The organism is Ensifer sp. LC163 (assembly GCF_001695855.1).
Taxonomy (GTDB): domain Bacteria; phylum Pseudomonadota; class Alphaproteobacteria; order Rhizobiales; family Rhizobiaceae; genus Ensifer.
Genome location: NZ_MBSS01000002.1, coordinates 101,043 through 126,977, shown reverse-complemented (window position 1 = coordinate 126,977; position 25,935 = coordinate 101,043). Strand labels below are relative to the sequence as shown.

The 25,935-nt window shown below is 63.2% G+C and carries 25 protein-coding genes; 20 read left to right on the top strand and 5 right to left on the bottom strand.

From position 1 onward, the window contains the following. The first annotated feature begins 57 nt into the window (after positions 1–57). The 4 genes from BC360_RS04015 to BC360_RS04000 are packed head-to-tail and all read left to right on the top strand — an operon-like array spanning position 58 to position 3,632. The gene (locus BC360_RS04015) at positions 58–1,035 is read left to right on the top strand and encodes an ABC transporter permease (RefSeq protein ID WP_065794366.1); all 978 of its coding nucleotides are present in this window, start codon (positions 58–60) and stop codon (positions 1,033–1,035) included. A gap of 1 nt (position 1,036) precedes the next feature. Next, complete coding sequence (locus BC360_RS04010; RefSeq protein WP_065794365.1) at positions 1,037–1,927, top strand: ABC transporter permease; 891 nt, start codon at positions 1,037–1,039, stop codon at positions 1,925–1,927. Next, complete coding sequence (locus BC360_RS04005) at positions 1,924–2,727, top strand: ABC transporter ATP-binding protein (protein WP_065794364.1); 804 nt, start codon at positions 1,924–1,926, stop codon at positions 2,725–2,727. Before BC360_RS04010 ends, BC360_RS04005 begins: the two co-directional genes overlap by 4 nt. Next, positions 2,724–3,632, top strand: coding sequence for an ABC transporter ATP-binding protein (locus BC360_RS04000; protein WP_065794363.1), 909 nt, complete (start codon positions 2,724–2,726; stop codon positions 3,630–3,632). The genes BC360_RS04005 and BC360_RS04000 overlap by 4 nt, the downstream gene beginning before the upstream one ends. 162 nt (positions 3,633–3,794) lie before the next feature. On the opposite strand, the gene BC360_RS03995 is transcribed toward BC360_RS04000, so the two are convergent. After that, a complete protein-coding gene (locus tag BC360_RS03995; RefSeq protein ID WP_065794362.1) occupies positions 3,795–4,838 on the bottom strand; it encodes a glutamine synthetase beta-grasp domain-containing protein in 1,044 nt (347 codons plus the stop codon). Positions 4,839–5,232: 394 nt separating this feature from the next. Further along, positions 5,233–6,630: a PLP-dependent aminotransferase family protein gene (locus BC360_RS03990; protein ID WP_065794361.1), complete on the bottom strand. Its 1,398-nt coding sequence runs from the start codon at positions 6,628–6,630 to the stop codon at positions 5,233–5,235. A 101-nt stretch (positions 6,631–6,731) separates the two neighbouring features. Between BC360_RS03990 and BC360_RS03985 the strand changes: the two genes are divergently transcribed. The 9 genes from BC360_RS03985 to BC360_RS03945 all read left to right on the top strand — a co-directional run bounded on the left by BC360_RS03985 (position 6,732) and on the right by BC360_RS03945 (position 14,754). Next, positions 6,732–7,595 carry a DMT family transporter gene (locus BC360_RS03985; RefSeq protein ID WP_065794360.1) on the top strand — a complete coding sequence of 288 codons (864 nt, stop codon included), beginning with the start codon at positions 6,732–6,734 and terminating at the stop codon, positions 7,593–7,595. A gap of 76 nt (positions 7,596–7,671) precedes the next feature. Beyond that, positions 7,672–7,881, top strand: a complete 210-nt coding sequence (locus BC360_RS03980; RefSeq protein WP_244512663.1) for a DUF2798 domain-containing protein — start codon at positions 7,672–7,674, stop codon at positions 7,879–7,881. A 131-nt stretch (positions 7,882–8,012) separates the two neighbouring features. Then, positions 8,013–8,759: a GntR family transcriptional regulator gene (locus BC360_RS03975; protein WP_065787439.1), complete on the top strand. Its 747-nt coding sequence runs from the start codon at positions 8,013–8,015 to the stop codon at positions 8,757–8,759. Positions 8,760–8,933: 174 nt separating this feature from the next. Continuing rightward, positions 8,934–9,620 (top strand): N-acetylmannosamine-6-phosphate 2-epimerase, encoded by a 687-nt coding sequence (locus BC360_RS32640; RefSeq protein WP_065787438.1) that lies wholly within the window; start codon positions 8,934–8,936, stop codon positions 9,618–9,620. After that, positions 9,572–10,483 carry an ROK family protein gene (locus tag BC360_RS32635; RefSeq protein WP_244512662.1) on the top strand — a complete coding sequence of 304 codons (912 nt, stop codon included), beginning with the start codon at positions 9,572–9,574 and terminating at the stop codon, positions 10,481–10,483. The genes BC360_RS32640 and BC360_RS32635 overlap by 49 nt, the downstream gene beginning before the upstream one ends. A gap of 13 nt (positions 10,484–10,496) precedes the next feature. Continuing rightward, positions 10,497–11,825 carry an extracellular solute-binding protein gene (locus BC360_RS03960; protein WP_065794357.1) on the top strand — a complete coding sequence of 443 codons (1,329 nt, stop codon included), beginning with the start codon at positions 10,497–10,499 and terminating at the stop codon, positions 11,823–11,825. Between the two features lie 137 nt (positions 11,826–11,962). Beyond that, entirely contained in the window at positions 11,963–12,850 is an 888-nt protein-coding gene (locus BC360_RS03955) for a carbohydrate ABC transporter permease (RefSeq protein ID WP_065794356.1), read from the top strand. Then, a complete protein-coding gene (locus BC360_RS03950) occupies positions 12,847–13,668 on the top strand; it encodes a carbohydrate ABC transporter permease (protein ID WP_065794355.1) in 822 nt (273 codons plus the stop codon). Before BC360_RS03955 ends, BC360_RS03950 begins: the two co-directional genes overlap by 4 nt. Before the next feature lie 21 nt (positions 13,669–13,689). Further along, positions 13,690–14,754, top strand: a complete 1,065-nt coding sequence (locus BC360_RS03945; RefSeq protein ID WP_065794354.1) for an ABC transporter ATP-binding protein — start codon at positions 13,690–13,692, stop codon at positions 14,752–14,754. 20 nt (positions 14,755–14,774) lie between these two features. On the opposite strand, the gene BC360_RS03940 is transcribed toward BC360_RS03945, so the two are convergent. After that, on the bottom strand, positions 14,775–15,815 hold the full coding sequence (locus BC360_RS03940; RefSeq protein WP_065794407.1) for a dipeptidase: 1,041 nt from the start codon (positions 15,813–15,815) through the stop codon (positions 14,775–14,777). 286 nt (positions 15,816–16,101) lie between these two features. Between BC360_RS03940 and BC360_RS03935 the strand changes: the two genes are divergently transcribed. The 7 genes from BC360_RS03935 to BC360_RS03905 all read left to right on the top strand — a co-directional run bounded on the left by BC360_RS03935 (position 16,102) and on the right by BC360_RS03905 (position 23,723). Continuing rightward, positions 16,102–17,700: an ABC transporter substrate-binding protein gene (locus tag BC360_RS03935; protein WP_065794353.1), complete on the top strand. Its 1,599-nt coding sequence runs from the start codon at positions 16,102–16,104 to the stop codon at positions 17,698–17,700. Beyond that, a complete protein-coding gene (locus tag BC360_RS03930; RefSeq protein WP_065794352.1) occupies positions 17,697–18,710 on the top strand; it encodes an ABC transporter permease in 1,014 nt (337 codons plus the stop codon). Before BC360_RS03935 ends, BC360_RS03930 begins: the two co-directional genes overlap by 4 nt. Further along, complete coding sequence (gene nikC, locus BC360_RS03925) at positions 18,707–19,609, top strand: nickel transporter permease (protein ID WP_065794351.1); 903 nt, start codon at positions 18,707–18,709, stop codon at positions 19,607–19,609. Before BC360_RS03930 ends, nikC begins: the two co-directional genes overlap by 4 nt. Before the next feature lie 3 nt (positions 19,610–19,612). Beyond that, complete coding sequence (locus BC360_RS03920; RefSeq protein ID WP_065794350.1) at positions 19,613–20,443, top strand: ABC transporter ATP-binding protein; 831 nt, start codon at positions 19,613–19,615, stop codon at positions 20,441–20,443. After that, positions 20,440–21,180: an ABC transporter ATP-binding protein gene (locus tag BC360_RS03915; RefSeq protein ID WP_065787428.1), complete on the top strand. Its 741-nt coding sequence runs from the start codon at positions 20,440–20,442 to the stop codon at positions 21,178–21,180. Before BC360_RS03920 ends, BC360_RS03915 begins: the two co-directional genes overlap by 4 nt. A 40-nt stretch (positions 21,181–21,220) precedes the next feature. Next, the gene (locus BC360_RS03910) at positions 21,221–22,735 is read left to right on the top strand and encodes a serine hydrolase domain-containing protein (protein ID WP_065794406.1); all 1,515 of its coding nucleotides are present in this window, start codon (positions 21,221–21,223) and stop codon (positions 22,733–22,735) included. 88 nt (positions 22,736–22,823) lie between these two features. Beyond that, positions 22,824–23,723, top strand: a complete 900-nt coding sequence (locus tag BC360_RS03905; RefSeq protein WP_065794349.1) for a LysR substrate-binding domain-containing protein — start codon at positions 22,824–22,826, stop codon at positions 23,721–23,723. Between the two features lie 88 nt (positions 23,724–23,811). Here the strand turns inward: BC360_RS03905 and BC360_RS03900 are convergent, their stop codons facing one another. Both BC360_RS03900 and BC360_RS03895 read right to left on the bottom strand, forming a co-directional pair. Then, on the bottom strand, positions 23,812–24,678 hold the full coding sequence (locus BC360_RS03900) for a D-amino-acid transaminase (RefSeq protein WP_065794348.1): 867 nt from the start codon (positions 24,676–24,678) through the stop codon (positions 23,812–23,814). A 26-nt stretch (positions 24,679–24,704) separates the two neighbouring features. After that, entirely contained in the window at positions 24,705–25,763 is a 1,059-nt protein-coding gene (locus tag BC360_RS03895) for a P1 family peptidase (RefSeq protein WP_065794347.1), read from the bottom strand. Between the last annotated feature and the right edge of the window lie 172 nt (positions 25,764–25,935).

Genomic DNA, 25,935 nt, shown 5'->3' with positions numbered 1-25,935 from the left:
CGTTTCTGCCGCCTTGCCTGCCAGTAACAGGGTCAAGGCGCAGTCGATGGAGTCCCCATGGCTTTCCTGCTTCGCCGCCTATGTTTTTATCTGGCAGCCTTCCTCGCGGCGGCAACGATCAACTTCTTCCTGCCGCGGCTGATGCCGGGCGACCCCGTTCAGATCATGTTTTCGAGCGCGGGTGCGGAACTTCCGCCCGAAAGCCTGCAGGCGCTGAAACTCACCTTCGGCTTCGTGGACGGCCCGCTCTGGCAGCAATATCTGACCTATCTCGGCAGCATCTTCAGCGGCGATCTCGGCCGCTCGATCAAATATTTCCCGCTGCCGGTGACGACGGTTCTCGGCAACGCACTGGTCTGGACGGTCGGCCTGATGGGCACGGCGACGATCGTCAGCTTCACGCTCGGCACCTTCCTCGGCATTCTCGCCGCCTGGCGGCGCGGCAGCCTTTTCGACGTCATCGTTTCGGTCGGCGCGATCTTCGCAACCTCGGTTCCGGCCGTCGTCACATCGCTGATCGTCGTGTTCTTCTTCGGCTTCACGCTCAACTGGTTCCCGACGGGCTACGCCGCCAATCCGGCACTCGACCCGGCCTTCACGCTGCAATATCTCGGCAGCGTGCTCTATCACGGCATCCTGCCGATGCTGACGCTCTGCACGGTGCTGACCGGCGGTTTCGCCGTCACCATGCGCAACAACATGATCAACCTGCTCGGCGAGGACTATATCGTCATGGCCCGCGCCAAGGGTCTGTCGGACGGACATGTGATGCTTTGGTACGCGGCGCGCAACGCGCTGCTGCCGACCGTATCGAGCCTTGCCATCGCCATCGGCACGATCCTCGGCGGCTCGCTGGTGACCGAAGTCGTGTTCAACTATCCCGGCCTCGGCAACATCCTCTATCAGGCGATCCTTGCGCGCGATTACCCGGTTATCCAGGGGCAGCTGCTGATCATGACCGCGACCATGCTCGTCGCCAATTTCATCGTCGATGTCAGCTATGTGCTGCTCGACCCGCGACTGAAGAGGGCGTGAGATGAAGTCCCAACCCTTCGGATTGATCCGCAACCGCAAGGCTCTGGTCGGCGTCGCGATCATCGCCTTCATCCTCCTTGTGGCGATCGCGGCACCGCTGCTGACCCCTTATGATCCTGGCGCCCGCGTTGGCCGGCCGCATCAGGCGCCGTCGCTTGCCCATTGGCTCGGCACTACCCGTATCGGCCAGGATGTGTTTACGCGGCTGATCTACGGCGCCCGCACCTCGCTTGCCGTCGGCTTTGGGGCCGGACTGCTGATCACCCTCGTCGGCACGGCGCTCGGCATTCTTGCCGGCTACCGCGGCGGCAAGGTCGATGAGGTCATCAGCTTCTTCACCAACATGGTACTGGTCGTTCCCAACCTGCCGCTGCTCCTGGTTCTCGCCGCTTTCATCGGCCAGGCGAGCCCCTGGGTGATCGCGCTGATCCTCGGCGGAACCTCCTGGGCCTGGGGCGCCCGCGTGACCCGCGCCGAAACGCTTTCCGTCAAGCAGAAGGACTATGTCAAATCCGCTGAGATGATGGGCGAGCCGCGCTGGCGCATCATGACCTTCGAGATTTTCCCCAACCTGATCTCGATCGTCGGCATCAACTTCATCGGCAGCGTCATCTTCGCGATCATTACACAGGCGACGCTCGAGTTTCTCGGCCTTGGCGACCCGAAGGTCGTCTCCTGGGGCACCATGCTCTATGCCGCGCAGAAGGCGTCGGCGCTTTCGGTCGGCGCCTGGTGGGACATCCTCACGCCCTGCTTCGCGCTCGCCTTCCTCGGCATCGGCCTGTCGCTGCTAAACTTTGCCGTCGACGAGATCGCCAATCCGCGGCTGCGCACCGGCAATCGCCTCGGGCGCTGGTCCGCTCTCATCCGTTCCGGGGAGGGCCGCCTGTGACCGCGCCACTGCTATCGGTGAAAAACCTCACGATCGACTATATCGGCGAGGAGAAGGACTTTCGCGCCGTCGACGATGTCAGCTTCGACGTCGCACCCGGCGAGGTCTTCGGCCTTGCCGGCGAATCCGGCTGCGGCAAGAGCACCATCGCCTTTGCCATCAGCCGGTTGCACAAACCGCCGGCGCTGATCCGGCGCGAAAGCACCATTCTGCTCAACGGCCGCAACGTGCTCGACCTCGATGACAAGGGCCTGCGGGATTTTCGCTGGCGCGAGGTCGCCATGGTGTTCCAGAGCGCGATGAACTCGCTCAATCCAGTGCTGCGTATCGAGCAGCAATTCTATGACGTGCTGAAGACCCACAAGGGCATGAGCCGCGCGCAGGCGCGCGACCGCACCGCCGAAATGCTGAAGCTCGTCGATATCGCGCCGGACCGCATGCGCGACTACCCGCATCAGTTTTCCGGCGGCATGCGCCAGCGCATCGTCATCGCCATCTGCCTGGCGCTCGACCCGCGGCTCGTGGTCATGGATGAACCGACGACGGCGCTCGACGTCGTCGTCCAGCGCGAAATCCTGCAGCGGATCAACGAGTTGCGGCGCAGCCTCGGCTTTGCAGTCCTGTTCATCACCCACGATCTCGGCCTGATGGTGCAGTTCTGCGACCGCATCGGCATCATGCTCGCCGGCAAGCTCGTCGAGCAGAACACGGCGGAGGCGACCTACGGATCGCCGCAGCACGACTACACCAAACAACTCTGGGCCTCCTTCCCGTCGCTCCATGGAGGTGTCCTGCTATGACCGGCCAGCCAACCCCGATCCTTGCCCTTGACAGGGTCACCAAGACATTCGGCCATGGGCCAGGTGCCGTTCATGCCGCCCGCTCGATCTCGTTCTCGCTCCATGCCGGCCGGGCGCTGGCGCTTGTCGGCGAGTCCGGCAGCGGCAAGACCACCTGCGCCCGCATGGCGATGCGCGAATACATGCCGACGGAAGGCAAGATCCTGTTCAAGGGCGAACCGGTCGACCGCGCCAGCCCCACCGAGACGGCCCGTTATCGCCGCGCGGTGCAGATGATCTTCCAGGATCCGTTCGCCTCGCTCAATCCCGCCCATACGATCGCCTATCACCTGAAACGGCCGCTGCTGCTGCACCGCCCGGACATCAAGCGTGCGGAGATCGACGCGACGGTGCGGGCGCTGCTGCAACAGGTGAAGCTCGACCCTGACATCGTTACGCCCAAATATCCGCACGAGCTTTCCGGCGGCCAGCGTCAACGCGTCAACATCGCCCGCGCGCTTGCCGCCAAGCCGGAAGTGATCGTCGCTGACGAACCGACGTCGATGCTCGACGTCTCCGTTCGCCTCGGCGTGCTCAATCTCTTGAGCGAGATGAAGCAGCAGATGAAGCTCGGCCTGCTCTACATCACCCACGATATCGCCACGGCCCGCTATGTCGCCGAGGATATCGCCGTGATGTATGCCGGCCAGATCGTCGAATGGGGCAATGTCGGCAAGGTGATCGACAATCCCGCCCATCCCTACACGAAACTGCTGCTTTCCGCCGTGCCCGATCCGGATATCCGCTTCGACGACCCGAGCGTTCGGCTGCGTCCTGAGGATGCGGAAGAGATCAGGCGCAAATCGGCGTTGACGCAGGACAAGATCGTCGAAGTGGACACCGATCACTTCGTTCGCGCCGCCTGAACCTTCACCCGGCCGGCATCCGCAAAGCTATCCTCCCAGGATGGCCGAAAGCAAAACGCCCCACATGAGAGCAGGGCGTTTTGTTTTGCAATCGTCGCCGATCGCGTGTGCTTGGAGACAGAGCGTGCGTGGCGTGCTGTTAAAGCACGCCACGACACATGCTCAGGCCGCCTTCATCTGGTTTTCGGCATCCGTCGGCACCGTCGAGATCGTCTTCAGGATCTGCGAGGCGATCTGGTAGGGGTCGCCTTGCGAGTTCGGACGACGATCTTCGAGGTAACCGCGGTAGTCATTGTTGACGAAGCTGTGCGGAACGCGGATCGAGGCACCGCGGTCGGCCACGCCGTAGCTGAACTGGTGGATCGACTGCGTCTCGTGTTTGCCGGTCAGGCGCATGTGGTTGTCAGGGCCGTAGACGGCGATGTGGTCGGCGCGGGCTTCTTCGAAGGCCGACATTAGATTTTCGAAATAGTCCTTGCCGCCGACGTCGCGCATGTGAGCGGTCGAGAAGTTGGCATGCATGCCCGAGCCGTTCCAGTCGGTGTCGCCGAGCGGCTTGCAGTGATACTCGATATCGATGCCGTATTTTTCAGTCAGGCGCTGCAGCAGGTAGCGCGCCAGCCAGATTTCGTCGGCGGCCTTCTTGGAGCCCTTGCCGAAGACCTGGAATTCCCACTGGCCCTTGGCCACTTCGGCATTGATGCCTTCGTGGTTGATGCCGGCGGCCAGGCAGATGTCGAGATGTTCTTCGACGATCTTGCGGGCGATGTCGCCGACATTGCTGTAGCCGACGCCGGTGTAATACGGGCCCTGCGGTGCGGGGAAGCCGGTTTCCGGGAAGCCGAGCGGGCGGCCGTTCTTGTAGAAGAAGTATTCCTGCTCGAAGCCGAACCAGGCGCCTTCATCGTCAAGCACGGTGGCGCGGGTGTTGGACGGATGCGGCGTCTTGCCATCGGGCATCATGACTTCGCACAGCACCAGAACGCCGTTCTTGCGTTCGCTGTCGGGATAAACGGCGACAGGCTTCAGGACACAGTCCGAGCTCTTGCCTTCAGCCTGCATCGTCGAGCTTCCATCGAAGCCCCAGAAAGGAAGCTGCTCCAGCTTCGGGAAGGCATCGAATTCCTTGATCAGGGTTTTTCCGCGGAGGTTCGGGGCCGGTGTGTACCCATCGAGCCAAATATACTCGAGCTTATACTTTGTCATTGCGTTCTCTCACATGGCGCCATGATCTGGCTAAGTTCCGAAGCGGCCCGGCAACCCAATTCAGCTGCCCAACAACCGGTAGCCATAAGAAAGCATTAATCGTGCCAGTTCGCGTTTGCGTCGCCGGAGATTGAAAAATCAATGCCCGCCGCATTCCCGGCAACGGATCGAACGGCAGGCAGAGACTAAGGATGAAGCGGATTGCACACAAAATAGGCACAGGCAGCCGAGCTTTGAGGCACTGGCCGGCTCAGGTGCTTTAGACGCTGGTGAATAGCGGCGACGCAATTGCGGCGGCCTTGCCGGCTCGACAGCGGCAGGCATCCGAAAGGCTGCTCGAAAAACAAGCAGCACCTCACGGCTCCGTCAAAACGGCCCCTATGGACATGAGTGATTATCGGGCAATCGTTGCCAGCACGCGATAAAGCCGCTCATCGGTCGACTGGGCGACGTTGAAGCGCAGAAATCCTGCCGCCGAACCGGAATGGCTGAAGGCATTGCCGGGCGCAAGAACGATATCGTGCGCCAGCGCTTTCTGCGCCAACTCCGACGCATCGAGGCCTTCCGGAAGCCGACACCAGAGGAACATGCCGGCCTGCGGTTCGATCCAGGGCGTGATCCCGACCGCCGCCAGGCGCGCGGTCGTCTCGGTCATTGTCCGCGTAAGACGCAGGCGAAGCGCTTCCATATGCTTTCGATAGCTGCCGTCCCGAAGCAGCGTCAGCACCAGTTCCGCGGCAAGGCTCGGACCGCCGAATGTGGTCGCGATCTTGAGGTCGGTCAGCCCCTCGATCCAGCCTCTCGGCGCGGCGATGTAGCCGCAGCGGACAGACGCGGAGAGCGTTTTGGAGAAGCTGCCGATCTGCACGACACGGTCGAGGCCGTCGAAGGCGGCAAGCCGCGGCGCCGGCACATGCTCGAAATCGGCAAAGATGTCGTCCTCGACAACAGTCAACCCTGCCTGATCGGCAAGCCGCAGCAGGCGATGCGCAATCACGGGAGAAAGCATGGCGCCCGTCGGATTATGAACGGCGGAATTGGTGATGTAGAGGCGAGGACGGTGGGTCTCCAGCGCCTCGGCGAAGCGATCGAGATCGGGACCAACAGGCGTATAGGGCACGCTGACGATATTGACGCGGTGCGCCCGCAACAGCGCCTGGAAATTGAAGTAACAGGGATCGTCGACGATAACGGTGTCGCCGGGCTCCAGCAGGAACCGGCAGAGAAGATCGATCGCCTGGGTGCCTGACTCGGTGAGGATAATTTGGTCGGGCGATGCCTCGACCCCATGCTCGGCCAGCCGTCGCGCCAGCAACTGCCGCAGCGGTCGCAGGCCGAGCGGCGTGCCGTAATCCGTCAGACCGGCGGTATCCGCGCGCGCGATCGAGCGCAGCGCGCGACGCAGCGCCGCCTCGGGCATCCAGGACGCCGGCAGCCAGCCGCAGCCGGGCTTCAGAACTTTGGTGTCCGTTTCAAGCGCCTGGCGCGAAACCCAGAGCGGATCGACCGCACGGTCGAGCCGGGGCCCGACCTCCGTCAGCGACAACGGCGCCAGGGGGGCAGACACGAAAAAGCCCGAACCGGGGCGTGACCGGATCACGCCTTCCGCGGCAAGACGCTCATAGGCCTCGACCACCGTCGACTTGGAAACGTGCAGCGTCTTGGCAAGCGCCCGAATGGAGGGAAGCTTGGCGCCCGGCGTCAACGACCGTCCGGCAATGCGTTGCCGGATGGTGCCCATGACCCCGTCGAGCAGGGTCTCGCCACCGATCTCCGTTTGCTGAAACGCCATCTGTACTGGATCCTTATACGAGACAGTTTGGCGCAACTGTACCGTATTGTCTCTGGAAGAGCCATCGTCTCCAGCCGATACAGGTGGAAAAGGAGACGACAATGGACAGAACGACGAGCGGCTGGATGAACGGCTTTCTGGGTGTGTTGATTTTCAGCGGCTCGCTGCCGGCGACACGCGCAGCCGTCATGGACTTCGACCCGGTATTCCTGACGGTCGCACGGGCGGCGATTGCCGGTGCGCTTGCACTCTGCCTGCTCCTTGTCTTTCGCCAGCCCAGGCCGACGCGCGCCGATCTCGTGTCGCTGGCGATCGTCGCATTCGGCGTTGTTCTCGGCTTCCCGCTGCTGACCGCGCTGGCACTCGAGCATGTGACATCGGCCCATTCGATCGTCTTCATCGGGTTGCTGCCTTTGGCCACCGCGGTCTTTGGCGTGCTTCGCGGTGGCGAGCGGCCGCATCCGGCATTCTGGCTGTTTTCCTGCCTCGGCAGTGCGCTGGTTGCCGGTTTTGCGCTGATGCAGGGCTTCTCGGCCTCGCCCGTCGGCGACCTCCTGATGCTTGCCGCAGTCATCGTCTGCGGTCTCGGCTATGCCGAAGGAGCGAGCCTGTCGCGCAAGCTCGGCGGCTGGCAGGTGATCTGCTGGGCGCTGGTGCTGTCGCTGCCGATCATGGTCGGCATCGGCCTCTTCACCAACCTGCCGTCCTTCGAGATGGTGAATGGCGCCGCCTGGACCGGACTTGCCTATGTCTCCGTCTTCAGCATGCTGATCGGTTTCATCTTCTGGTATCGCGGACTGGCGCTCGGCGGCGTCGCCGGCGTCGGACAGCTGCAACTGCTGCAGCCGTTCTTCGGCCTGGCGCTGGCGGCAGCACTTCTCCACGAACCGGTCAGCTGGGCCATGCTCACTGTTACCGGCGCCATCGTCCTGTGTGTGGCTGGCGCCAAGAGGTTCGCAAAGTAGCCGACCCTGCCGTCGTCAGAGGTGGTCGAGCTTGAGCCCTTTGCTCAGAAGGTCGTTGAATGTGCGGATCTTGGCGGTGGGTGCCCTGCCTTCTCGCCAAATGTCCAGCCTCGTCTCGGCCGTCTCGGCGGCAGCAAACTCCGGCTTCAGGGCAGATCTGTTCTCCCTGTGGATGAAAGCCTGGGGCATCTCGTGGCTGGTGGCGTTTCCAAGCCTGCTGCTCGTGCTGCCGCTGGTGCGCGTCATCGTCGCGGCAATAGTGCAGTCACCGCAAGCCAGGCGCTGACTCTGGTATCATTGATGGCCAAGCCGGACCGACTGGCCCCGGGAAAACCGCAAAATCACACCGCAAGACCAATACCAGTTTAACACCGGAAAAAAATATTGCATAAGGAGACTTCTCAAGCAGGTGTCTCCATGAGCGATCAGGCAACTCTCGACTTTCTGTTGCAGACGATGTCCGGCGAGAGCGGCGAGCCGCTCTACCGCCGACTTGGGGAGGCGATCAAGGCGGCGATCGGCGCGTCCGTTCTGCGGCATGGTGCCGTCATTCCGAGCGAGCGGGACCTGAGCGATGGTCTCGCGATATCGCGGGTGACGGTAAGGAAAGCCATCGAGGGCCTGGTTGCCGAAGGGCTGCTGGATCGACGGCAGGGCGCAAAGACCGTTGTCTCATCCCGGGTCGAAAAATCCCTGGCAACAATGACCAGCTTTTCCGAGGACATGCGGTCGCGCGGCCTTGAGCCCGGCTGCGTCTGGATTTCTCGGGAAATCAGCCGCCCTTCGCCGGCCGAGATGATGGCGCTCGGCATTGCCGGCAGCGAAAAGATCGTGCGCCTGCGGCGATTGCGCACCGCCGACAACACCCCGATTGCGATCGAAACCGCGGCGCTCCCCGCCCGTTTCGTGCCGCAACCGGAAGCGATCGGCGCCTCGCTCTACGAATATCTGGCCGCCCACGGCGCCCTTCCCGTCCGGGCGCTGCAGCGCATGCAGGCAAAGCCGGCAAGCGAGGAGGAGCGCCGCCTGCTGGCGACACCCGAAGGCACCAGCCTTTTGATCATGGAGCGGCGCTGCTTCCTCGCTGACGGCCAGATCGTCGAGTTTACCCAGACCAAATATCGCGGCGACGTCTACGACTTCGTCATCGAATTGATGAGATAATACCAGTTTAATTCCTGTTGCAATCTGGTCTTGCCCTGGTACCGTAGTGGTCAGATCGGATCGCAACGATGCAGGGCTGAGCCAGCCCACAGCCATGACGCGACCGAGTTGTAAGTGCGTGCGGGAAGAGGCGGACTTCGCCATTGGTGTCTCACCCGCGCTAGAGGAGCCGGCGTGACATTCGAAATCCAAAGCCTGAAGAACGGACTGATCGTTTCCTGCCAGCCGGTCAAGGGCGGCGTCATGGACAACGCGGGCATGGTCGTCGGCTTCGCCCTGGCGGCCCTCGATGGCGGCGCCGCGGCGCTGCGCATCGAATCCGCCGACTACGTGCGTGCCGTTCGCCAGGCGACGAACCGGCCGATCATCGGGCTCGTCAAACGCGATCTGACGACCTCACCCGTTCGCATCACGCCCCTGATCGAGGATGTCGACGCTTTGGCCACAGCCGGCGCGGATGTCATCGCCTATGACGCAACCCAGCGGACGCGCCCGGTCGAGACCAGGAGCCTGATCGAACACATCCACGCGGCGGGAAAAATCGCCATGGCCGATTGCTCGATCAGCAGCGACGCCGAACAGGCATTGCGTGAAGGCGCCGAAATCGTCGGCTCGACACTCGCCGGCTACACCGGACCGATTGAGCCGACCGAACCGGACTTCGCACTCATTGCGGCGATGCGCAAACTTACGCCCTTCGTCGTGGCGGAAGGCTGCGTGCGGACGCCGGAACAGGCATCACGCGCCTTGCGGGCCGGCGCCTTCACGGTGGTCGTCGGCTCCGCCATTACGCGGCCGGAGCATGTGACTTCGTGGTTCCGCGCAGCGCTCGACGAAACGCTGGCATCAAGCGGGGCGTGACGGTGATGGCGCAGGCGCAGGCCACCCTTTCCATCGATCTTGGCGGCACGAAGATGCTGGCGGCGCTGGTGCGCGACCGAACCGTGCTGGACACGCACAAGATGGCGACACCCCGGGGCGGCAATCCGGCCGAATGGCTGCAGGCCTTGTTCGACACCATAGCCCCGTGGAAGGGACGCTATGACAAGGTCGGCGCCGCCGTCACCGGCATCGTCGATGATGGCCATTGGTCGGCGCTCAACCGCAACACACTCGACGTCCCCGAGCGTTTCCCGCTGACCGACACGATCGCCCGGCTGTCCGGTTCACCTGCTTTCGCAGCAAACGACGCACAGGCGGCAGCCTGGGGCGAGTTCAGCTTCGGCGCCGGCCGGCGCGAGGACATGGTCTTCCTCACGGTCTCGACCGGGATCGGTGGCGGCATCGTCGTGGGCGGCCGTCTGCTCGGCGGCCTTGCCGGCCATTTCGGCCAGTTTCGCCTCGACGAGGCATCGCGCCATATGCTCGAAGACCAGGTTTCCGGCCATTGGATCGCAAGCGAGGCCAGCCCCCATCAAGAGGGCGCCACCGCCCGCGAGGTCTTTGCGGCGGCGAACGCCGGACAGGATTGGGCGCGACGGATCGTCGAGACCTCGGCGCGCCGGACGGCACTTCTTTGCCGCAACGTGCAACTCGCGCTCGATCCCAAGCGCATCGTCATCGGCGGCAGCATCGGGCTGGCGCCGGGCTACCTCACATCCATCGAGCGCGCGCTGAGCGACCTTCCGCCGCGCCTCAAGCCATCGATCCACGCCGCCGAACTCGGGGAGAACGCCGGCGTGGTCGGCATCGCAGATCTTGCAGAGCGTCAACAACAACTTTGAGGGAGAACCAAAGATGACACTTGCGACCATGAAACGAGGAGCGCTGCTCGCAGCCGGTATCGCCGGCCTTCTGGCAAGCCCGGCACTTGCGGAAGTCACCGTGCTCGGCTGGCCCGGCGGCCCGGAGGAAGTGGCGCTGCGCGCTGCAGCCGATGCCTACAATGCCAAGTCCGACGTTGCCGACAAGGACAAGGTCGAGCTGCTGTTCTTCAACCGTGACGGCTTCTGGGACAAGCTGCAGGCCGATCTTGCCGCACGCTCGAAGGCATTCGACCTCAACCTGCTCGCCACCTACTCGATCGGCCGTTACGCGCCGTTCATGGAGCCGGTCGAATTGTCAGGCGAGGCCAAGGCCGTCTATGGCGACTCCGTGCTTTCGACGATGCAATATGAAGGCAAGCAGTACGGCGTGCCGACCGACCTGTCGCTGCATTTCATGTACTTCCGCAAGGACCTGGTCGACGCCCTGATGAAGGATGACGCGGCAAAGACGAAGTATGCGGAGATTTCGGAGAAGCATCTGGGCAAGAAGCTCGAGCCGAAGGCTCCGGGCGAATGGACCTGGGACGATTATGCCGCAACCGCGCTCTACTTCACGCAAGCCGTCAATCCTGATAGTCCGACCCGCTACGGCACCGTGCTGCAGCTCAAGAACCTCTTGTTCAACGTCATGATCTGGCAGTCGGTGCCGCGTGCCTACGGTGCCAACTGGATGGACGACAGCGGCAAGATCACCGTCAATTCCGACGCCTATCGCAAGGGCCTCGAAATCTACAAGCTGCTCTACGACAACGGCGCGACGCCGCGCGATTCCCTCTCCTACGAGTTTGCGGAAGCTAACGCCGCCTTTGCTTCCGGCCAGGTGGCCGCGATGCTGCAATGGAACGCTGCCGCTGGCGATCTGACCAGCAAGGAAAAGTCCCCGGCCGTTGCCGAGGTCACCGACACCGTCGCACCTCCCGCCGGCTCGGAAGGTCGCTTCACCCATATCCACGGCCTCGGTTTCGGTCTCAACAAGAATGCCGAGAACAAGGAAGGGGCCGCACTGTTCCTCAAGTGGCTGTCTTCGAAGGAAGCGGCGTTGATCTACGCCAGTAACAACGGCGCACCGGCGTTGACGCCCGAGGTGGTCGCCGAAGTCGCCGACGCACGGCCGGATCTCGTCAAGCTCGGAGAATTCGCCGGCAAGTACGGTTACGTCATGAACGGCGGCACCTCGGCAAAGGCGCTCTCGGTCTACGAACTGCAGGCCAAGGAGTTCACCGGCTATTGGTCCGGCCAGCAATCGATCGACGATGCGCTGGCCAATACCGAAAAGGGCATGGCCGAATTGCTGAAATGAGCGAAATGCACCGGCGGCAGGACTGCCGCCGGTGCATTTCGGCGAGATCGACAGCCATGCGATTGAGACGCCCCCGGGCGTCCGACCCATCGCGGAGCCGTCGATGATCATAGGAAAGCCAGATACAGATTGGTCCGATGACGAAAGCCCAGCAACGCCCCCTTATCCAGGAATTCAGGCTTCTCGCCACGCCGGTGGTGCTGTTTCTCCTGGTCTTTCTCGGCTTTCCCGCGATCGTCAACCTGATCTATTCGGTCTCCGACGTCTCGTTCGAGACGTTGCGCCAGCCCGAATTGTCCGGCCTCAAGAACTTCGCCGCCGTGTGGAGCGACAGCGCCTTCTGGCAGGCAAGCTGGTTCTCGTTCCGCTTCGGCCTTCTGACCGCCGTGCTCGAATGCACGCTCGGGCTTTTCCTCGCCATCTTCCTGTCGCCGCTGATCGAGCGACGCAGCTGGCTGATGGCAATCCTGATGCTGCCGTTGATGGTGGCGCCGGCGCTGGTCGGCCTGATGTACCGGCTGGTGCTGCACGAATTCGTCGGCCCCGTACCCTACTATCTCTGGACCTATTTCGGTGCGAGCCTGTCGTTTCTCGGCCCCGGTTCCGCCTTCTGGACGCTCGTCGTCGTCGAGACCCTGCAGTGGACGCCCTTTGCGCTATTGCTGTTCTACATGGCCTACCAGGCAATCCCATCCGAGATCGCCGAAGCCTCGGCCATGGACGGCGCCAAGAGCCACCATCGGCTGTGGTACATCGAGCTGCCCTTGATGCTGCCGACGATCGTCGTCGCCCTGCTCATCCGTTTCATCGACGGCTTCCGCGTGTTTGACAACGTCTATGTGCTGACCGGCAGCGGCCCGGGCGGCTCGACAGCATCGCTGTCAATCTACATCTACGAGGCGTTCTTCAAGCAGGGCGCCATCGGCAAGGCGGTCGCCGCCTCAGTGATCCTGTTCGTCGTTTCCTTTGCCGTGCTCTACGGCCTTAATTTCATTGCCAGCCGGCGAAAGGGAGCCATCCGATGATCACCGCTCTTCGTTGGTTGGCGTTTGCGACCGCCGCATTCGCCATGAACTTCCCGATCCTGGTGACGCTTTCGACCTCGCTCAAGAGCACCCGCGAGCTGTCGACCAATCCGGGCCTTTGGGTCCAGGCGCCGACGCTCGACAACTATCTCGCGGTCTTCCAGGTGACGGACCGGTTGAACATCTTCCTCTATCTGTTCAACAGCCTCTCGGTCGCTCTGATCGGCACCGTGCTGGCCGTGGCGCTCGCCCTTCCCGCGGCTTACGCGATTGCCCGTGGCCGGCTCGGCGAGCGAACGCTGCTGCCGTTCATCGTCAATCTGCGCGCCGTTCCGCTCATCATCTTCGCGATCCCGCTCTACATGATGTTTCAGTGGCTGGCGCTGCTCGACACCCGCCTCGGCCTCGGGCTGATCCTGACCATCGTCAACCTGCCTCTGGCGCTCGTCATCCTCGTCAACGCCATCCACGACCTGCCGGCCGAACTCGACGAGGCAGCCCTCATGGATGGCGCCAGCCGGACGCAGATCCTTTTCAGGGTGATTGCCCCCGTCTGCCGACCGGCCATCGTCACCAGCCTGATCTTCGGCTTCATCACGGCCTGGAACGAGTTCCTGTTCGGCCTGATGCTGACGACCTCCAAGGCCGTGCCGATCACCGTCGGCGCCTCGTTCTTCTTCGCCGCCAGCGGCGGCGGCGTTCAATGGGGCATGGCGTCCGCCGTCATGATCGTCGGCGCACTCCCGCCTGTTCTGCTCGGCCTCATCATGTATCGCCAGATCAGCGGCTCGATGACAGCAGGCGCGGTCAAGGGCTGACCCCATATTTCGGAGAGAACCATGGCTACGATTTCGCTGAAAAAGGCCGGCAAGCAGTACGGCAATCTGGAGATCATCCGGGAACTCGATCTCGACCTTGCCGACGGCGAATTCGTCGTCATCGTCGGTCCGTCAGGCTGCGGAAAATCCACGCTGCTGCGGATGATCGCCGGGTTGGAAGAAACCACCTCCGGTCAGATCTTCATCGACGGCCGCGACGTAACCGCGGCCTCACCGGTCGAGCGCAAGCTTGCCATGGTGTTCCAATCCTACGCGCTCTACCCGCACATGACGGTTCGCCGCAACATGGGTTTCGGGCTCAAGCTTGCCAAGCTGCCTGCCGACCGGATCAAGGCTAAGGTCGAGGCTGCGGCCGAGACATTGAAGCTCACGCACCTGCTCGAACGCTACCCCAAGGAGCTATCCGGCGGCCAGCGTCAGCGCGTGGCGATCGGGCGAGCCATCGTTCGCGAACCGGTCGGCTTTCTCTTCGACGAGCCGCTCTCCAACCTCGACGCGGCACTGCGCGTCGACATGCGGCTCGAAATCGCCAAGCTGCATCGCACCCTCGGCGCGACGATGATCTACGTCACCCATGACCAGGTGGAGGCAATGACGCTTGCCGACAGGATCGTGGTGATGAAGGACGGCCGCATCATGCAGCAGGGCAGCCCGCAGGCGCTCTATCAGACCCCGGCAAACCTGTTCGTCGCCCAGTTCATCGGCAGTCCGAAGATGAACCTTCTGCCCTGCCGGCGCAGCGCAGATGGGCTCGATCTATCCGGCGAAGGCAGCATTCGATTGCCGCTGTCCGGCCCGGCAGCGCCGGCGCACCTCGGCGCCCGGCCCGAGCATCTCTCGCTGGTCTCGCCCGACAGCGGCGATTGCCGGGGCACCATCGAGGTTAGCGAATATCTCGGCGGCAACACCAGTGTCTTCGTGCGCGCCGGCAAACTCGGGCTGATCAATGTCAGCGCGCCCGCCGACACGCCCTATCGCATCGGCGAGACCGTCGGCATCCGGATCGATGCGGCGAGTTCATCGCTGTTCGACGACGCAGGCGCAGCGATCGCAGCGAACCGATAAGGCTCGCTGCGTGATCTGCCTTACGCGCCCCAGGTCGTTTCGAGCACCCGGATCCAGTTGCCGTGGCAGATTTTCGCCAGCGATGCCTCGTCGTAGCCGCGCTCCAGGAGCAGGTCGACCAGTAGCTGCAGGTCGGCTGCGTCTCGCATCGCCGCGGGGATCGTGGTGCCGTCGAAGTCCGAGCCGAGCGCGACATGATCGATGCCGATGCGGTTGGCGATGTAGTCGATATGGTCAGCCAAAAGGTCAAGGCTGGTATCCGGGTTCTTGATGCCGTCCGAACGCAGGAACAAGACACCGAAATTGATGCCGGCGAGACCGCCCGTATCCTTGATCGCGTCGAGCTGGCGATCCGTGAGGTTGCGGCTGTGCGGGCAGAGCGCATGCACATTGGAATGGGAGGCGACCAGCGGCGCGTTGGAAAGAGACGCAATGTCCCAGAAGCCCTGTTCGTTCATGTGCGACAGGTCGACCATGATGCGCAGCTCATTGCAGGCCCGGATCAGATCCTTGCCGCTTTCAGTGAGGCCCGGACCGATATCCGGCGACGACGGGAAACGGAACGGCACCCCATAAGCAAAGATGTTCGGCCGGCTCCAGACCGGGCCAAGCGTGCGCAGGCCGGCGGCGTGCAGCACGTAAAGCGCATCAAGATCGGCGGCTAATGCTTCCACACCTTCGATGTGCAGCACCGACGCGAACACGCCGTCGGCGATCGCCTGACGGATATCGGCTGCCGAGCGGCAGATCTTCAAACGGTCGCCTGCCTGCCGCTCCAGACGCATGAGCAGGCTCGCCATGCCGAGCGTGCTCTTTAGCGCATCCTGTTGATCCGGCGTTGCGAAATCGCCATTGGCATCCTTCTGCATGTTGGGCGACGCGACATAGACGGCGCAAAGACCGCCGGCGAGCCCGCCATTCTCCGCCTTGACGAGATCGATATGGCCGCTGCCGCCGCCGTCTATGAAGCCGGCCTCTGCATCTGCCTGCTGCGAGTGCCACAAGCGCGACAGCACATCATTATGCCCATCGAAGACCGGAATTTTCGCCTGTGTTGTCAACTGGGGATCGCCTTTCAATCTTTTTGCCGACCATGGCGGCCGGCTGCGCACGACTCAGCTCGCCGCCGCGCGCGACCATAATCACCTGACAGCCCTAGGGGAAAGTCGTCCATCGGCGCAAATGCAAACCATGCATAGGCCCTGCCGAAATCGGAATTGGTAGCACCAAGCCATGTTGTGCTTAATCCGGGCCCTAACAAGGGAACACGGCTGACGGTGAGGTGAAGTCAAAAAACCTCACAACGGCCGTTCGCATGACGTTAAGTCCGAGAAGGGGATATTTCCGATGATTTCCAGACGCAACCTGTTGATCGGCGGCGCTGCCGTACCGTTTCTGTCCTATGTCAGCCTGGTGCCGGCCCTCGCCGAAACACCGAAGGACATACTGGTTGTCGCTCAACAGCTCGACAACATGACGAGCCTCGATCCACATGAGAGCTTCGAGGCGGTCGGCAGCGAAATCTGCGGCAATATCTACCAGAAGCTGGTTCACCCCAACCTGGACGACGCCAACAAGGTCGATCCGATCCTGGCCGAATCCTGGGAAGCGGATGCCGACAGCAAGGTCTTCACCTTCAAGCTTCGCACCGGCGCCACCTTTGCCAGCGGCGCGCCGGTGACGGCGGAAGATGCGGCCTTCTCGCTGCAGCGCGCCATCAAGATGAACAAGGGCCCGGCTTTCATCGTCGCCCAGTTCGGCTTCACGCCCGAAAATGTCGAGGAGCGCATCGTCGCCGTCGACGGCTCGACCCTTCGGCTCACGCTCGAGCAGCCGGCATCGCTTGCCTTCCTGCTCTACTGCCTCTCGGCCAACGTCGGCAGCATCGTCGAAAAGAAGGTCGCGCTCAAAAACGAAGTCGATGGCGACCTCGGCAACGCCTGGCTGCAGAAGAACACCGCCGGTTCGGGCGAGTTCGCGCTGCAGTCCTGGAAGCCGAGCGAGAGCGTCGCGCTGACGGTCAATCCGAACGGCCCCTACAAGGGCAACATCAAGCGCATCATCCTGCGCCACGTCGCCGACCCGTCGTCGCAGCTCCTGATGCTGCAGAAGGGCGACGTCGACATCGCCCGCAACCTCAGCTCCGAACAGCTGCGCACCCTGCAGGGCGACGAGAACTACACGCTCGTTCGCAAGGGCGTCGCCTCGCTCGTGCTGATCTCGCTCAACCAGAAGCAGGCGAACCTCGCAAAGCCTGAGGTCTGGCAGGCCATCAAGCATGCACTCGACTACAAGGGCATGCAGGAAAACATCGTGCCCCTCACCCACAAGATCCACCAGAGCTTCCTGCCCGAAGGCTATCCGGGCGTTGTCAACGATACGCCGTTCGTAAAGGACGTGGCCAAGGCCAAGGCGCTGATGGCCGAGGCTGGCCTCGAAGCCGGTTTCGAGATCGTCATGGATCATTATTCGGCACAGCCCTATCCGGATCTGGCGCAGGCGATCCAGGCAAACCTCGCCGAAATCGGCATCCGCGTGCAGCTGCAGGCGGCCGAAAACCGCCAGGTGCTGACCAAGATGCGCGCCCGCGAGCACCAGATGGCGCTCTCGGCCTGGGGATCGGACTATTTCGACCCGCACGCCAATGCCGACGTGTTCAACATCAACCCCGACAATTCCGATGACGCCAAGTCGCGGCCCTTCCTGTGGCGCTCGTCCTGGCAGGATGCCGAGATGGCGAAGAAGGCCGAGGCCGCCCGCGACGAGAAGGACCCGGCAAAGCGCATCGCGCTTTACGAGGAGCTGCAGCGCGCCCATATGGCGCACAGCCCCTTCGCCTTCATGCTGCAGACAACGACCACGGCCGCCTGCCGCAAGGCCGTTGCCGGCATCCGGCTCGGCACGCTGTCGGACTCCCACTCCTATGCAGAGGCGTCCAAGGCTTGAACAAGCGTATCAGAAGCTTTTCCGCCACGTTGAGCAGCGTCTTCCTGACGCTGCTCGGCCTGACGATCGTCACGTTCATGATCGGGCGCGTCATGCCGGTCGACCCGGTGATCGCCGCGGTCGGCGACAACGCCTCCGAAGCCGTCATCACCCGCGCCCGCATCGAGATGGGTCTGGACCAGCCGCTGATCATGCAGTTCATCCGCTATCTCTGGCAGTTGCTGCACGGCGATCTCGGCATGTCGATCCTGACGCGCAACCCTGTCTCGACCGATATCGCCCGGTTCTTCCCAGCGACGCTGGAGTTGGCAACGGCGGCGCTGCTTTTGTCGGCTGTCATCGGCATTCCGCTCGGCGTCTGGGCTGCCGTCCGGCAGGGCAAGCTCGTCGACCAGGCGATCCGCGTCGTCTGCCTTGCCGGTCACTCCGTTCCGGTCTTCATGCTGTCGCTGATCTCGCTCTTGATCTTCTACGCCACGCTTGGCCTGGCGCCGGGACCCGGCCGTCAGGATATAATCTTCGACGGCATGATCGATCCGGTCACCGGCCTTTTGACAATCGACACGCTGATATCAGGCGACTGGGATGCCTTCCGTGACGCCGTCGCGCATATGGCGCAGCCGGTCTGTATCCTCGCCTATTTCAGCATGGCCTATATCACCCGCATGACCCGGGCCTTCGTGGTCGATGCGCTGAAGGGCGAGTTCGTCATCACGGCGCGCGCCAAGGGGTTGTCGGCTTCGACAGTCATCTGGAGCCACGCCTTCCCGACGGTTGCCGTACAACTGGTGACGGTGCTGGCGCTGACCTATGCCGGGCTTCTCGAAGGTGCCGTCGTCACCGAAACGGTGTTCAGCTGGCCGGGCCTCGGCCAGTATCTAACGGTGTCGCTGATGAACGCCGACATGAACCCGGTGGTCGGAGCAACGCTGCTGATCGGCCTCATCTATGTCGGCCTCAACCTCATCGCCGACCTTCTCTATCGTGTACTGGATCCCCGCGTCCGATGATGCTTACGACCTTTCGAAACTGGGCGCTCGACGAAACGCCCGCCTCGCGCACCCAGGCCTCCTGGGGCCATCGCTACCACATCTGGCTGAAGCTCAAGTCCAACCCGCTGGCGATGATCGGACTGACGATCATCCTCGTCTTCGCCCTGCTCGCCGTGCTTGCGCCGGTGCTCGCGCCGCACGACCCGGCAATCCAGGATCTGGCAAACCGGCTGGCTGCTCCGAGTGCGGCGCATTGGCTCGGCACAGACGAACTCGGCCGTGACATCTTCTCGCGCATCCTCTACGGCGGCCGCGTGACGCTCGGCATGGTCGTCGCGGTGGTTGTCCTGGTTGCACCGATCGGCCTTGCCGTCGGCTGCATCGCCGGCTATTTCGGCGGCATCGTCGATACGGTGCTCATGCGGGTAACCGACGTGTTCCTCGCCTTCCCGCGGCTCATTCTGGCACTTGCCTTCGTCGCGGCGCTGAAGCCGGGCGTCGAAAGCGCGGTTCTCGCCATCGCGCTCACCGCCTGGCCGCCCTATGCCCGCCTTGCCCGCGCCGAGACCATGACCGTGCGCCGCAGCGATTTCATCGCCGCCTGCCGGCTGACCGGTGCTTCGCCCTGGCGCATCATCATGCGCCATGCAGCGCCGCTCTGCGTGCCGAGCCTGATCGTGCGCATCACGCTCGACATGAGCTCGATCATCATCACCGCCGCAAGCCTCGGCTTCCTCGGCATGGGCGCACAGCCGCCGTCGCCGGAATGGGGCGCGATGATCGCCACGGCCAAGCGCTTCATCTTCGAGCAATGGTGGGTCGCAACCGTCCCTGGCATCGCGATCTTCCTGGTGTCGCTGGCCTTCAACTTCCTCGGCGACGGATTGCGCGATGTGCTCGATCCGAAGGGGGACTGAGCCATGCTGGTCGATATCCAGAACCTTCGCATCGCCTTCGAGAACCGCTCGTCCCGGTTCGAGGCGGTCCGCGGCATATCGCTGTCGCTCGGTGCGGAGAAACTCGGCATCGTCGGTGAATCCGGCTCGGGCAAGAGCCTGACGGCGCGGGCGCTGATGAAGCTGCTGCCTTCCAATGCCGCCATCACAGCCGATCGGCTTTCCTTCAACGGCATCGACGTGCTGAGCGCTTCGGAAAAACAGATGCGCCAGATCCGCGGCAAGCGGGCCGGCTTCATTCTGCAGGATCCGAAGTACTCGCTGAACCCGGTGATGAACATCGGCCGGCAGGTGGCGGAAGCCTGGCGCGCCCACAAGGGCGGCAGCAAGAGGCAAGCGCTGGAAGCAGCGATCCATCTTCTCGACCAGGTCAAGATCCGCAACCCGCGCGATGTCGCCGCCGCCTACCCGCACGAGGTCTCGGGCGGCATGGGCCAGCGGGTGATGATCGCAATGATGCTGGCGCCTGATCCGGAACTCCTGATCGCCGACGAACCGACGAGTGCGCTCGACGCGACCGTGCAGGCAGAAATCCTGCGGCTGATCGAGGAGCTGGTCTCCGAGCGCAACATGGGCCTCATTCTGATCAGCCACGACCTGCCGCTCGTTTCGCATTTCTGCGATCGCGTCGCGGTGATGTATTCCGGGCGGGTCATGGAAGAACTGAAAGCCTCGGACCTGCTGAACGCCCGTCACCCCTACACGAAGGGGCTCCTCAACTGCATGCCTTCCCTTACGCATCCCAGGGACCGGCTGCCTGTTCTCAACCGCGATGCATCGTGGCTCACCGCATGATCGACGTTGAAAATCTCCGCATCAAATTCGGCGACCGCGAGGTCGTCAAAGGTGTGTCGTTTTCGGTGAGGAAGGGCGACAGCTTCGGCATCGTCGGCGAAAGCGGCTCGGGCAAGTCCACGATCCTCAGGGCAATGGCCGGACTCAACGAAAGTTGGGAAGGCCGCATCGCCTTTGGTGGAGAGGCGGCTGCGCTGAAGCGTCCGTCGGGATTCTTCCGCCGGGTGCAGATGGTATTCCAGGACCCTTACGGCTCTTTGCACCCGCGCCAGACGATCGACCGCATTCTCAGCGAATTGCCGCTGGTGCACCGCATGGACAACATCGACAAGCGCATCGTCCAGGCGCTTTCCGACGTGGCGCTGCCGCAGGCGGCCCGGTTCCGGTTTCCCCACCAGCTTTCCGGCGGCCAGCGCCAGCGGGTGGCGATCGCCCGGGCGCTGATCGCCGATCCGCAGGTGCTGCTGCTCGACGAACCGACGAGCGCGCTCGACGTTTCGGTGCAGGCGGAAATCCTCAACCTTTTGTCCGACCTTCGCGAAGCGCGAAACCTCACCTACATTCTCGTCAGCCACAACCTCGCCGTGATCGCCCATCTCTGTGGTCAGGTCGGCGTCATGCTGAATGGCGAAATGGTGGAGCAACTGAGTGCACAGGACCTTCGAGCGGGCAAGACAAGCCATGCCCATACGACGGAACTGCGTATGCTGAGCGTCGGGCTGGAAGAGCCCGCCTGACCTCGTCCCTGTCGTGACAACAAACACAATGGAAGACAACATGCCGGTACATTTCGATTGGCACGCCGCATCCGCCACCGCCGAAGGTTTCGCCAAGCAGTGGGCCGAGAACGAACCGGGCGGCGCCATCGTCGGTTTCGATGAGAGCGGCATCCGCTTTTCGCATGCGCGCGGCGTCGAAAGCCTGGCGACGCTCGCGCCGTTCTCGGCCGAAAGCGTCGTTCGCTATGCCTCGGTCACCAAGCATTTCTTCTGCGCAATGGTTCTCGGCCATGACGACATCATCAAGCTCGACGACCGGCTTGGGCAACATCTGCCCGAACTTGCCTCGCCGCTTGCCGACGTGACGGTCGGCCAGGCGCTCGACATGAGCGGCGGCCTGCCGGACACGCGCGAATGCCTGTCGCTGCTCGGCCTTTCCGTCTACACGGAAACCCAGGCCGCACCGCTCCTGGCGTTTCTCGCGCGTTTGCGCCGGCTGAATTTCGATGCCGGCAGCGAAGTCTCCTACTCCAACAGCGGCTATCGCCTCGTCGAGGCGGCACTGGAGCGTAAGGGCCTTGTCTTCGACGACTTCATCCAGTGTGACGTTGCCGGACCACTTGGGGTCACGTTCAAGGCGCCCGATGTCTGGAACGATCCGGTCGTGGGTCTGGTGCCGGGCTATTGGCATAACGGCGAGCGCTGGCAGCTGTCCGCCGCCGGCCTGCATATTTCCGCCTCCGGCAGCCTGACGGGAAGCGCCAACGCGCTGGTTGCCTGGCTGCAGGCATTGATGAGAAGACAAGGCCGTTACGAAGGTGTGCTGGAGAGGCTGCGGGCAACGCGTTTCCTGGCGGACGGACGGCCAAGCGGCTACAGCCTTGGGCTGCGCCTGTCGGCGCTCGGCGAGCGCAGCTTCGTCGGCCATGGCGGTTCGCATCCAGGCTACAAGACCTACCTCCTGCTCGATCCGGAAAGCCGGTCAGGCTTCGTCGTCGTCTCCAACCGCGAGGACACGAACGGCAACAAGATCGCGCTCGAAAGTATGGCGGCGCTCACCGGCTTGCCGCTGCCGAAACCGGCGACCGGCATTCCCGACGGCCTCTATGCCACGGAGCAAGGTCCGTGGTGGCTCGAGATCAAGGGCAGCGCCTGCACCTATCTCGATGCCGATGACACGCTCTACGATGACGGCGACGACTGGGTTTCCTCGCGCTCGGCCTCCTCGCCGATGCGGTTGCGACTGGAGGGGTCGGCGCTCGTCGGCGAGGCGGGCCATGCAGCGCGGCGCTTCCTGCCCGTCACCAAGGAACACGCGGTGCCGGCATCGTTTGCTGGAACGTGGCAATCCCCGGAGGGGGCCGAGTTCGAGATCCGCGATGGGGCGGTGCTGATGGGGGTTGGTCCGGTGCGCCATGCGATGCCGCTGACGGCGCTCGGCAACGGCCGCTTCCTTTTCACGCTCCATGACGGGCCGTGGACGAAACGTGTCTGCCTTCATGCCCTCGGCGACAACAGGGTGGAACTCGTGCTCAGCCGCGCGCGGATGATGGAATACCGCCGTCGGGCCTGATTTTTCTTGAAGCCGGTCGAACTGTGCCTAAAAGGGGGTCAGGTTGCCGCTGCAAGGCGGTAAGTGACGCTTTTCAGGAGTGCATGCTTTGGAAATCAAGTGGCTCGAAGACTTTCTGGCGCTGGCGAGCACGCTCAATTTTTCAAAGGCAGCCGACGAACGGCACGTCACCCAATCCGCCTTCAGCCGCCGGATCAAGCAGCTAGAGGCCTGGGTTGGCGCGAGCCTCGTCGACCGCGCCACCTACCCCTCGCGGCTGACCGAGGCGGGTCAGAAATTCGTGCCGGTGGCGCAGGAGACCCTCAAGCACCTCTACCAATCCCGGCGCAACCTGCAGAAGGAAGAAGGCTCCGACGCCAAGACGATCAAGGTGACCGCGCTCCACACGCTCTCCTTCACCTTCTTTCCCGACTGGATGAACCGGATCAACAAAAAGGCCGGCCCGGTCTTCTCGCGGCTGCGCCCGGATTCCGGCAGCATGGAGGAGAACCTCAATTCGCTGGTCGACGGCTCATGCGATTTCCTCCTGACCTATGCCCACACCCAGGTGCCGCTGCTCCTGGATCCACAGGCGTTCGAACACCGCTCGCTCGGCCACGAAAAGATCATTCCGGTTTCGGCACCTGATGAAGCCGGGGCGGCCGCGCACCTGCTGGAAGGCGGCGCAAAGCCCTTCCCCCATATCAGCTACGAGAAATCGTCTTTCTTCGGCCAGCTGCTGGGGGAGTTGGTCGGCGCTGACCTGCCGCCTTTTCAGCGTGTGCATGAAGGCAGCATGTCTGTCGGCCTGAAGGCGATGGCGCAGGCCGGCTGGGGCATCGCCTGGGTGCCGGAAAGCCTGATGACCACGGAGCTTGCGACCGGGGCGCTGGTGCGTGCCGCCGACCCACGCTGGGATATCAGCGTGGAAATCCGGCTCTACCGCGCCAAGGACAACCGGCGCCCCGTCGTCGGGCGCATCTGGCAATCGCAGGAGGCGGTTGCCTAAAGCATCTTCGGGAAAGGTGCGACGCGGTTTTCGTCAGGAAGCGCTTCAGGCTCGTATGCCACCGACCAGCGCTCACACAAACCGGCCGCTAGATCGCGGTGCGGCGAGCATTCTCCAGGTAGAGTTCACGCAATCGCTTGACCATCGGCCCGGGCATGCCGTCGCCGACAGGCTTGCCGTCGATGCGCGTCACCGAAACGATAAAGTTCGACGCGCTCGTCAGGCAGGCCTCGCGGGCGCCGAGCGCCTCATCGAGCGAGAACGGCCGTTCCTCGATCGTAAGCCCCTGCTCCCGCGCCAGTTCCAATGCGGCAAGTCGCGTGCAGCCGGGCAGCGTCGCATTGCTGTTGCCGCGGGTAACGATTCTGCCGTCGTCGGTGACGATATAGGCAGTCGAAGATGCGCCTTCGGTCACAAAGCCGTCCTCGATCATCCAGGCTTCGTCGCAGCCTTCGGCCTTGGCGATACGCTTCGCCATCACCTGCGGCAAGAGACACACGCTCTTGATATCGCGTCGCGCCCAGCGCTGGTCGGCGACCGACTTGACGGAAACACCCCTGTCGACCGCCGCCACATGCTCAAGAGTCTTGACCTGGGTGAAGAGGAGCAGCGTCGGCTTGATCTCGCCTGAAAACAGGAAGTTGCGATCCTCGGCGCCCCGTGTCAGCTGCAGATAGACCACGCCCTCGACGAGGTTGTTTTCGCGCACCAGTCGGCGCTCGATCTCGACGATCTCGGAAACGGACACCGGAAGCGGCACGTCGATCTCGCGGGCGGAGCGTTCGAGCCGCGCCATGTGCAGCGCGCTGTCGATGAGCTTGCCTTCAAGCACGGCGGTCACTTCATAGATCCCGTCGCCGAACAGGAAACCGCGGTCGAAAATCGAGAGATGCGCCGCGTTCTCGGAAACGAACTCGCCGTTCAGATAAACGATACGGCCGGTCGGGTTGGGCATGGTAACTCCGTCTGAGGGAAAAGAATTCAGGAGGCTTTGTGGACAGCGAGCCGGTCGAGCGAGATCGCTTCCACCGAACTGGCCTTGCCGGTGGCGGCATTGAAGCCGCTCGTGGATTGCGCCGCGACCAGCGAATTGAGGATCGCCTCTTCGGTCGCCTCGATCGTCGCTTCGAACAGCGGCGACATCAGGTCGTTCGGGAGGTCAGGATAGCTGGCGATCGCTGCGCGCCGTTCGCGGGTGCGACGGACGGTTTCCGCAGTCGAGAATGCCAGCGCATAGTCGCCGGAACCGTTGCTGAGGGCGGCACCGGTGCGGGCAAGGCCGCCGAAGGCGCGCTCGGCCAGACGCTTGAGGTTGCGCGACGACAACGGCGCGTCGGTGGCAACGACGATGACGATGGAACCGTCTCGGTCATGGCCGGAAGGCGCATCGTAGGGCTGGCCGCAGATGAGCAGGCGGCCGCCATAATTGGACTGTACCAGCACGCCGACGGTGAAGGTTTCGCCTGCGGTCTTGACGCGGCGCGAACTGGTGCCGATCCCGCCCTTGAGACCGAAGGCGACCGTGCCGGTGCCGGCGCCGACGGCACCCTCCTCGACCGGGCCGGGCGTTGCGGCGGCAAGCGCCTTGCCGATCTCATCGATCGTCGGGCGACCGGCGCGGATATCGTTCAGCCTGGAATCATTGGTCTCGCCGACGACCGCGTTGAGCGACACGACCTTTTCGTTGCCCGGCTGGGCCAGCGTAAAGCGGTTGATCGCCTCGATCGCCCGCCCGGTCGCCAGCGTGTTGGTGAGAACGACAGGGGTTTCGAGCTCGCCCAACTCGGCGATCTGGGTCGAACCGACGAACTTGCCGAAGCCGTTCAGCACCGCGAGCGCCGCCGGCACCTTGTCCTGGAACAGATTGCCCGGGTGGGGAAGGATGGCGGTGGCACCAGTGCGGATCCTGTCGCCCTCGATGACGGTCGCGTGGCCAACGGCAACGCCGGCAACATCGGTGATCGCGTTCAACGAACCGGTCTCGTAAACGCCGGGGTGGAATCCGAGATCGCGAAGCCTTTGACGCGTGTTTGCCGACATGTAGCCTTTTCCCCGTGCTGCCAGGTGGCGATCCGCCGCAAACGACCGTCGCCCTATTTGGCTGGAAGCTACTCTTCCCCGCGACAAAACGGCATCTCAAAAATGGAATAGTTCTATGAGAAGTCCGCAAGACGGTGGGATACGTCTTTGCTCATCGTGGCCGCAGACCTCC

Coding starts and splice junctions, on each gene's coding strand:
- BC360_RS04015 (WP_065794366.1), top strand. CDS start 58: ATGGCTTTCCTGCTTCGCCGCCTATGTTTTTATCTGGCAGCCTTCCTC.
- BC360_RS04010 (WP_065794365.1), top strand. CDS start 1,037: ATGAAGTCCCAACCCTTCGGATTGATCCGCAACCGCAAGGCTCTGGTC.
- BC360_RS04000 (WP_065794363.1), top strand. CDS start 2,724: ATGACCGGCCAGCCAACCCCGATCCTTGCCCTTGACAGGGTCACCAAG.
- BC360_RS03995 (WP_065794362.1), bottom strand. CDS start 4,838: ATGACAAAGTATAAGCTCGAGTATATTTGGCTCGATGGGTACACACCG.
- BC360_RS03990 (WP_065794361.1), bottom strand. CDS start 6,630: ATGGCGTTTCAGCAAACGGAGATCGGTGGCGAGACCCTGCTCGACGGG.
- BC360_RS03985 (WP_065794360.1), top strand. CDS start 6,732: ATGGACAGAACGACGAGCGGCTGGATGAACGGCTTTCTGGGTGTGTTG.
- BC360_RS03975 (WP_065787439.1), top strand. CDS start 8,013: ATGAGCGATCAGGCAACTCTCGACTTTCTGTTGCAGACGATGTCCGGC.
- BC360_RS03960 (WP_065794357.1), top strand. CDS start 10,497: ATGACACTTGCGACCATGAAACGAGGAGCGCTGCTCGCAGCCGGTATC.
- BC360_RS03955 (WP_065794356.1), top strand. CDS start 11,963: ATGACGAAAGCCCAGCAACGCCCCCTTATCCAGGAATTCAGGCTTCTC.
- BC360_RS03950 (WP_065794355.1), top strand. CDS start 12,847: ATGATCACCGCTCTTCGTTGGTTGGCGTTTGCGACCGCCGCATTCGCC.
- BC360_RS03945 (WP_065794354.1), top strand. CDS start 13,690: ATGGCTACGATTTCGCTGAAAAAGGCCGGCAAGCAGTACGGCAATCTG.
- BC360_RS03935 (WP_065794353.1), top strand. CDS start 16,102: ATGATTTCCAGACGCAACCTGTTGATCGGCGGCGCTGCCGTACCGTTT.
- nikC (WP_065794351.1), top strand. CDS start 18,707: ATGATGCTTACGACCTTTCGAAACTGGGCGCTCGACGAAACGCCCGCC.
- BC360_RS03920 (WP_065794350.1), top strand. CDS start 19,613: ATGCTGGTCGATATCCAGAACCTTCGCATCGCCTTCGAGAACCGCTCG.
- BC360_RS03915 (WP_065787428.1), top strand. CDS start 20,440: ATGATCGACGTTGAAAATCTCCGCATCAAATTCGGCGACCGCGAGGTC.
- BC360_RS03910 (WP_065794406.1), top strand. CDS start 21,221: ATGCCGGTACATTTCGATTGGCACGCCGCATCCGCCACCGCCGAAGGT.
- BC360_RS03900 (WP_065794348.1), bottom strand. CDS start 24,678: ATGCCCAACCCGACCGGCCGTATCGTTTATCTGAACGGCGAGTTCGTT.
- BC360_RS03895 (WP_065794347.1), bottom strand. CDS start 25,763: ATGTCGGCAAACACGCGTCAAAGGCTTCGCGATCTCGGATTCCACCCC.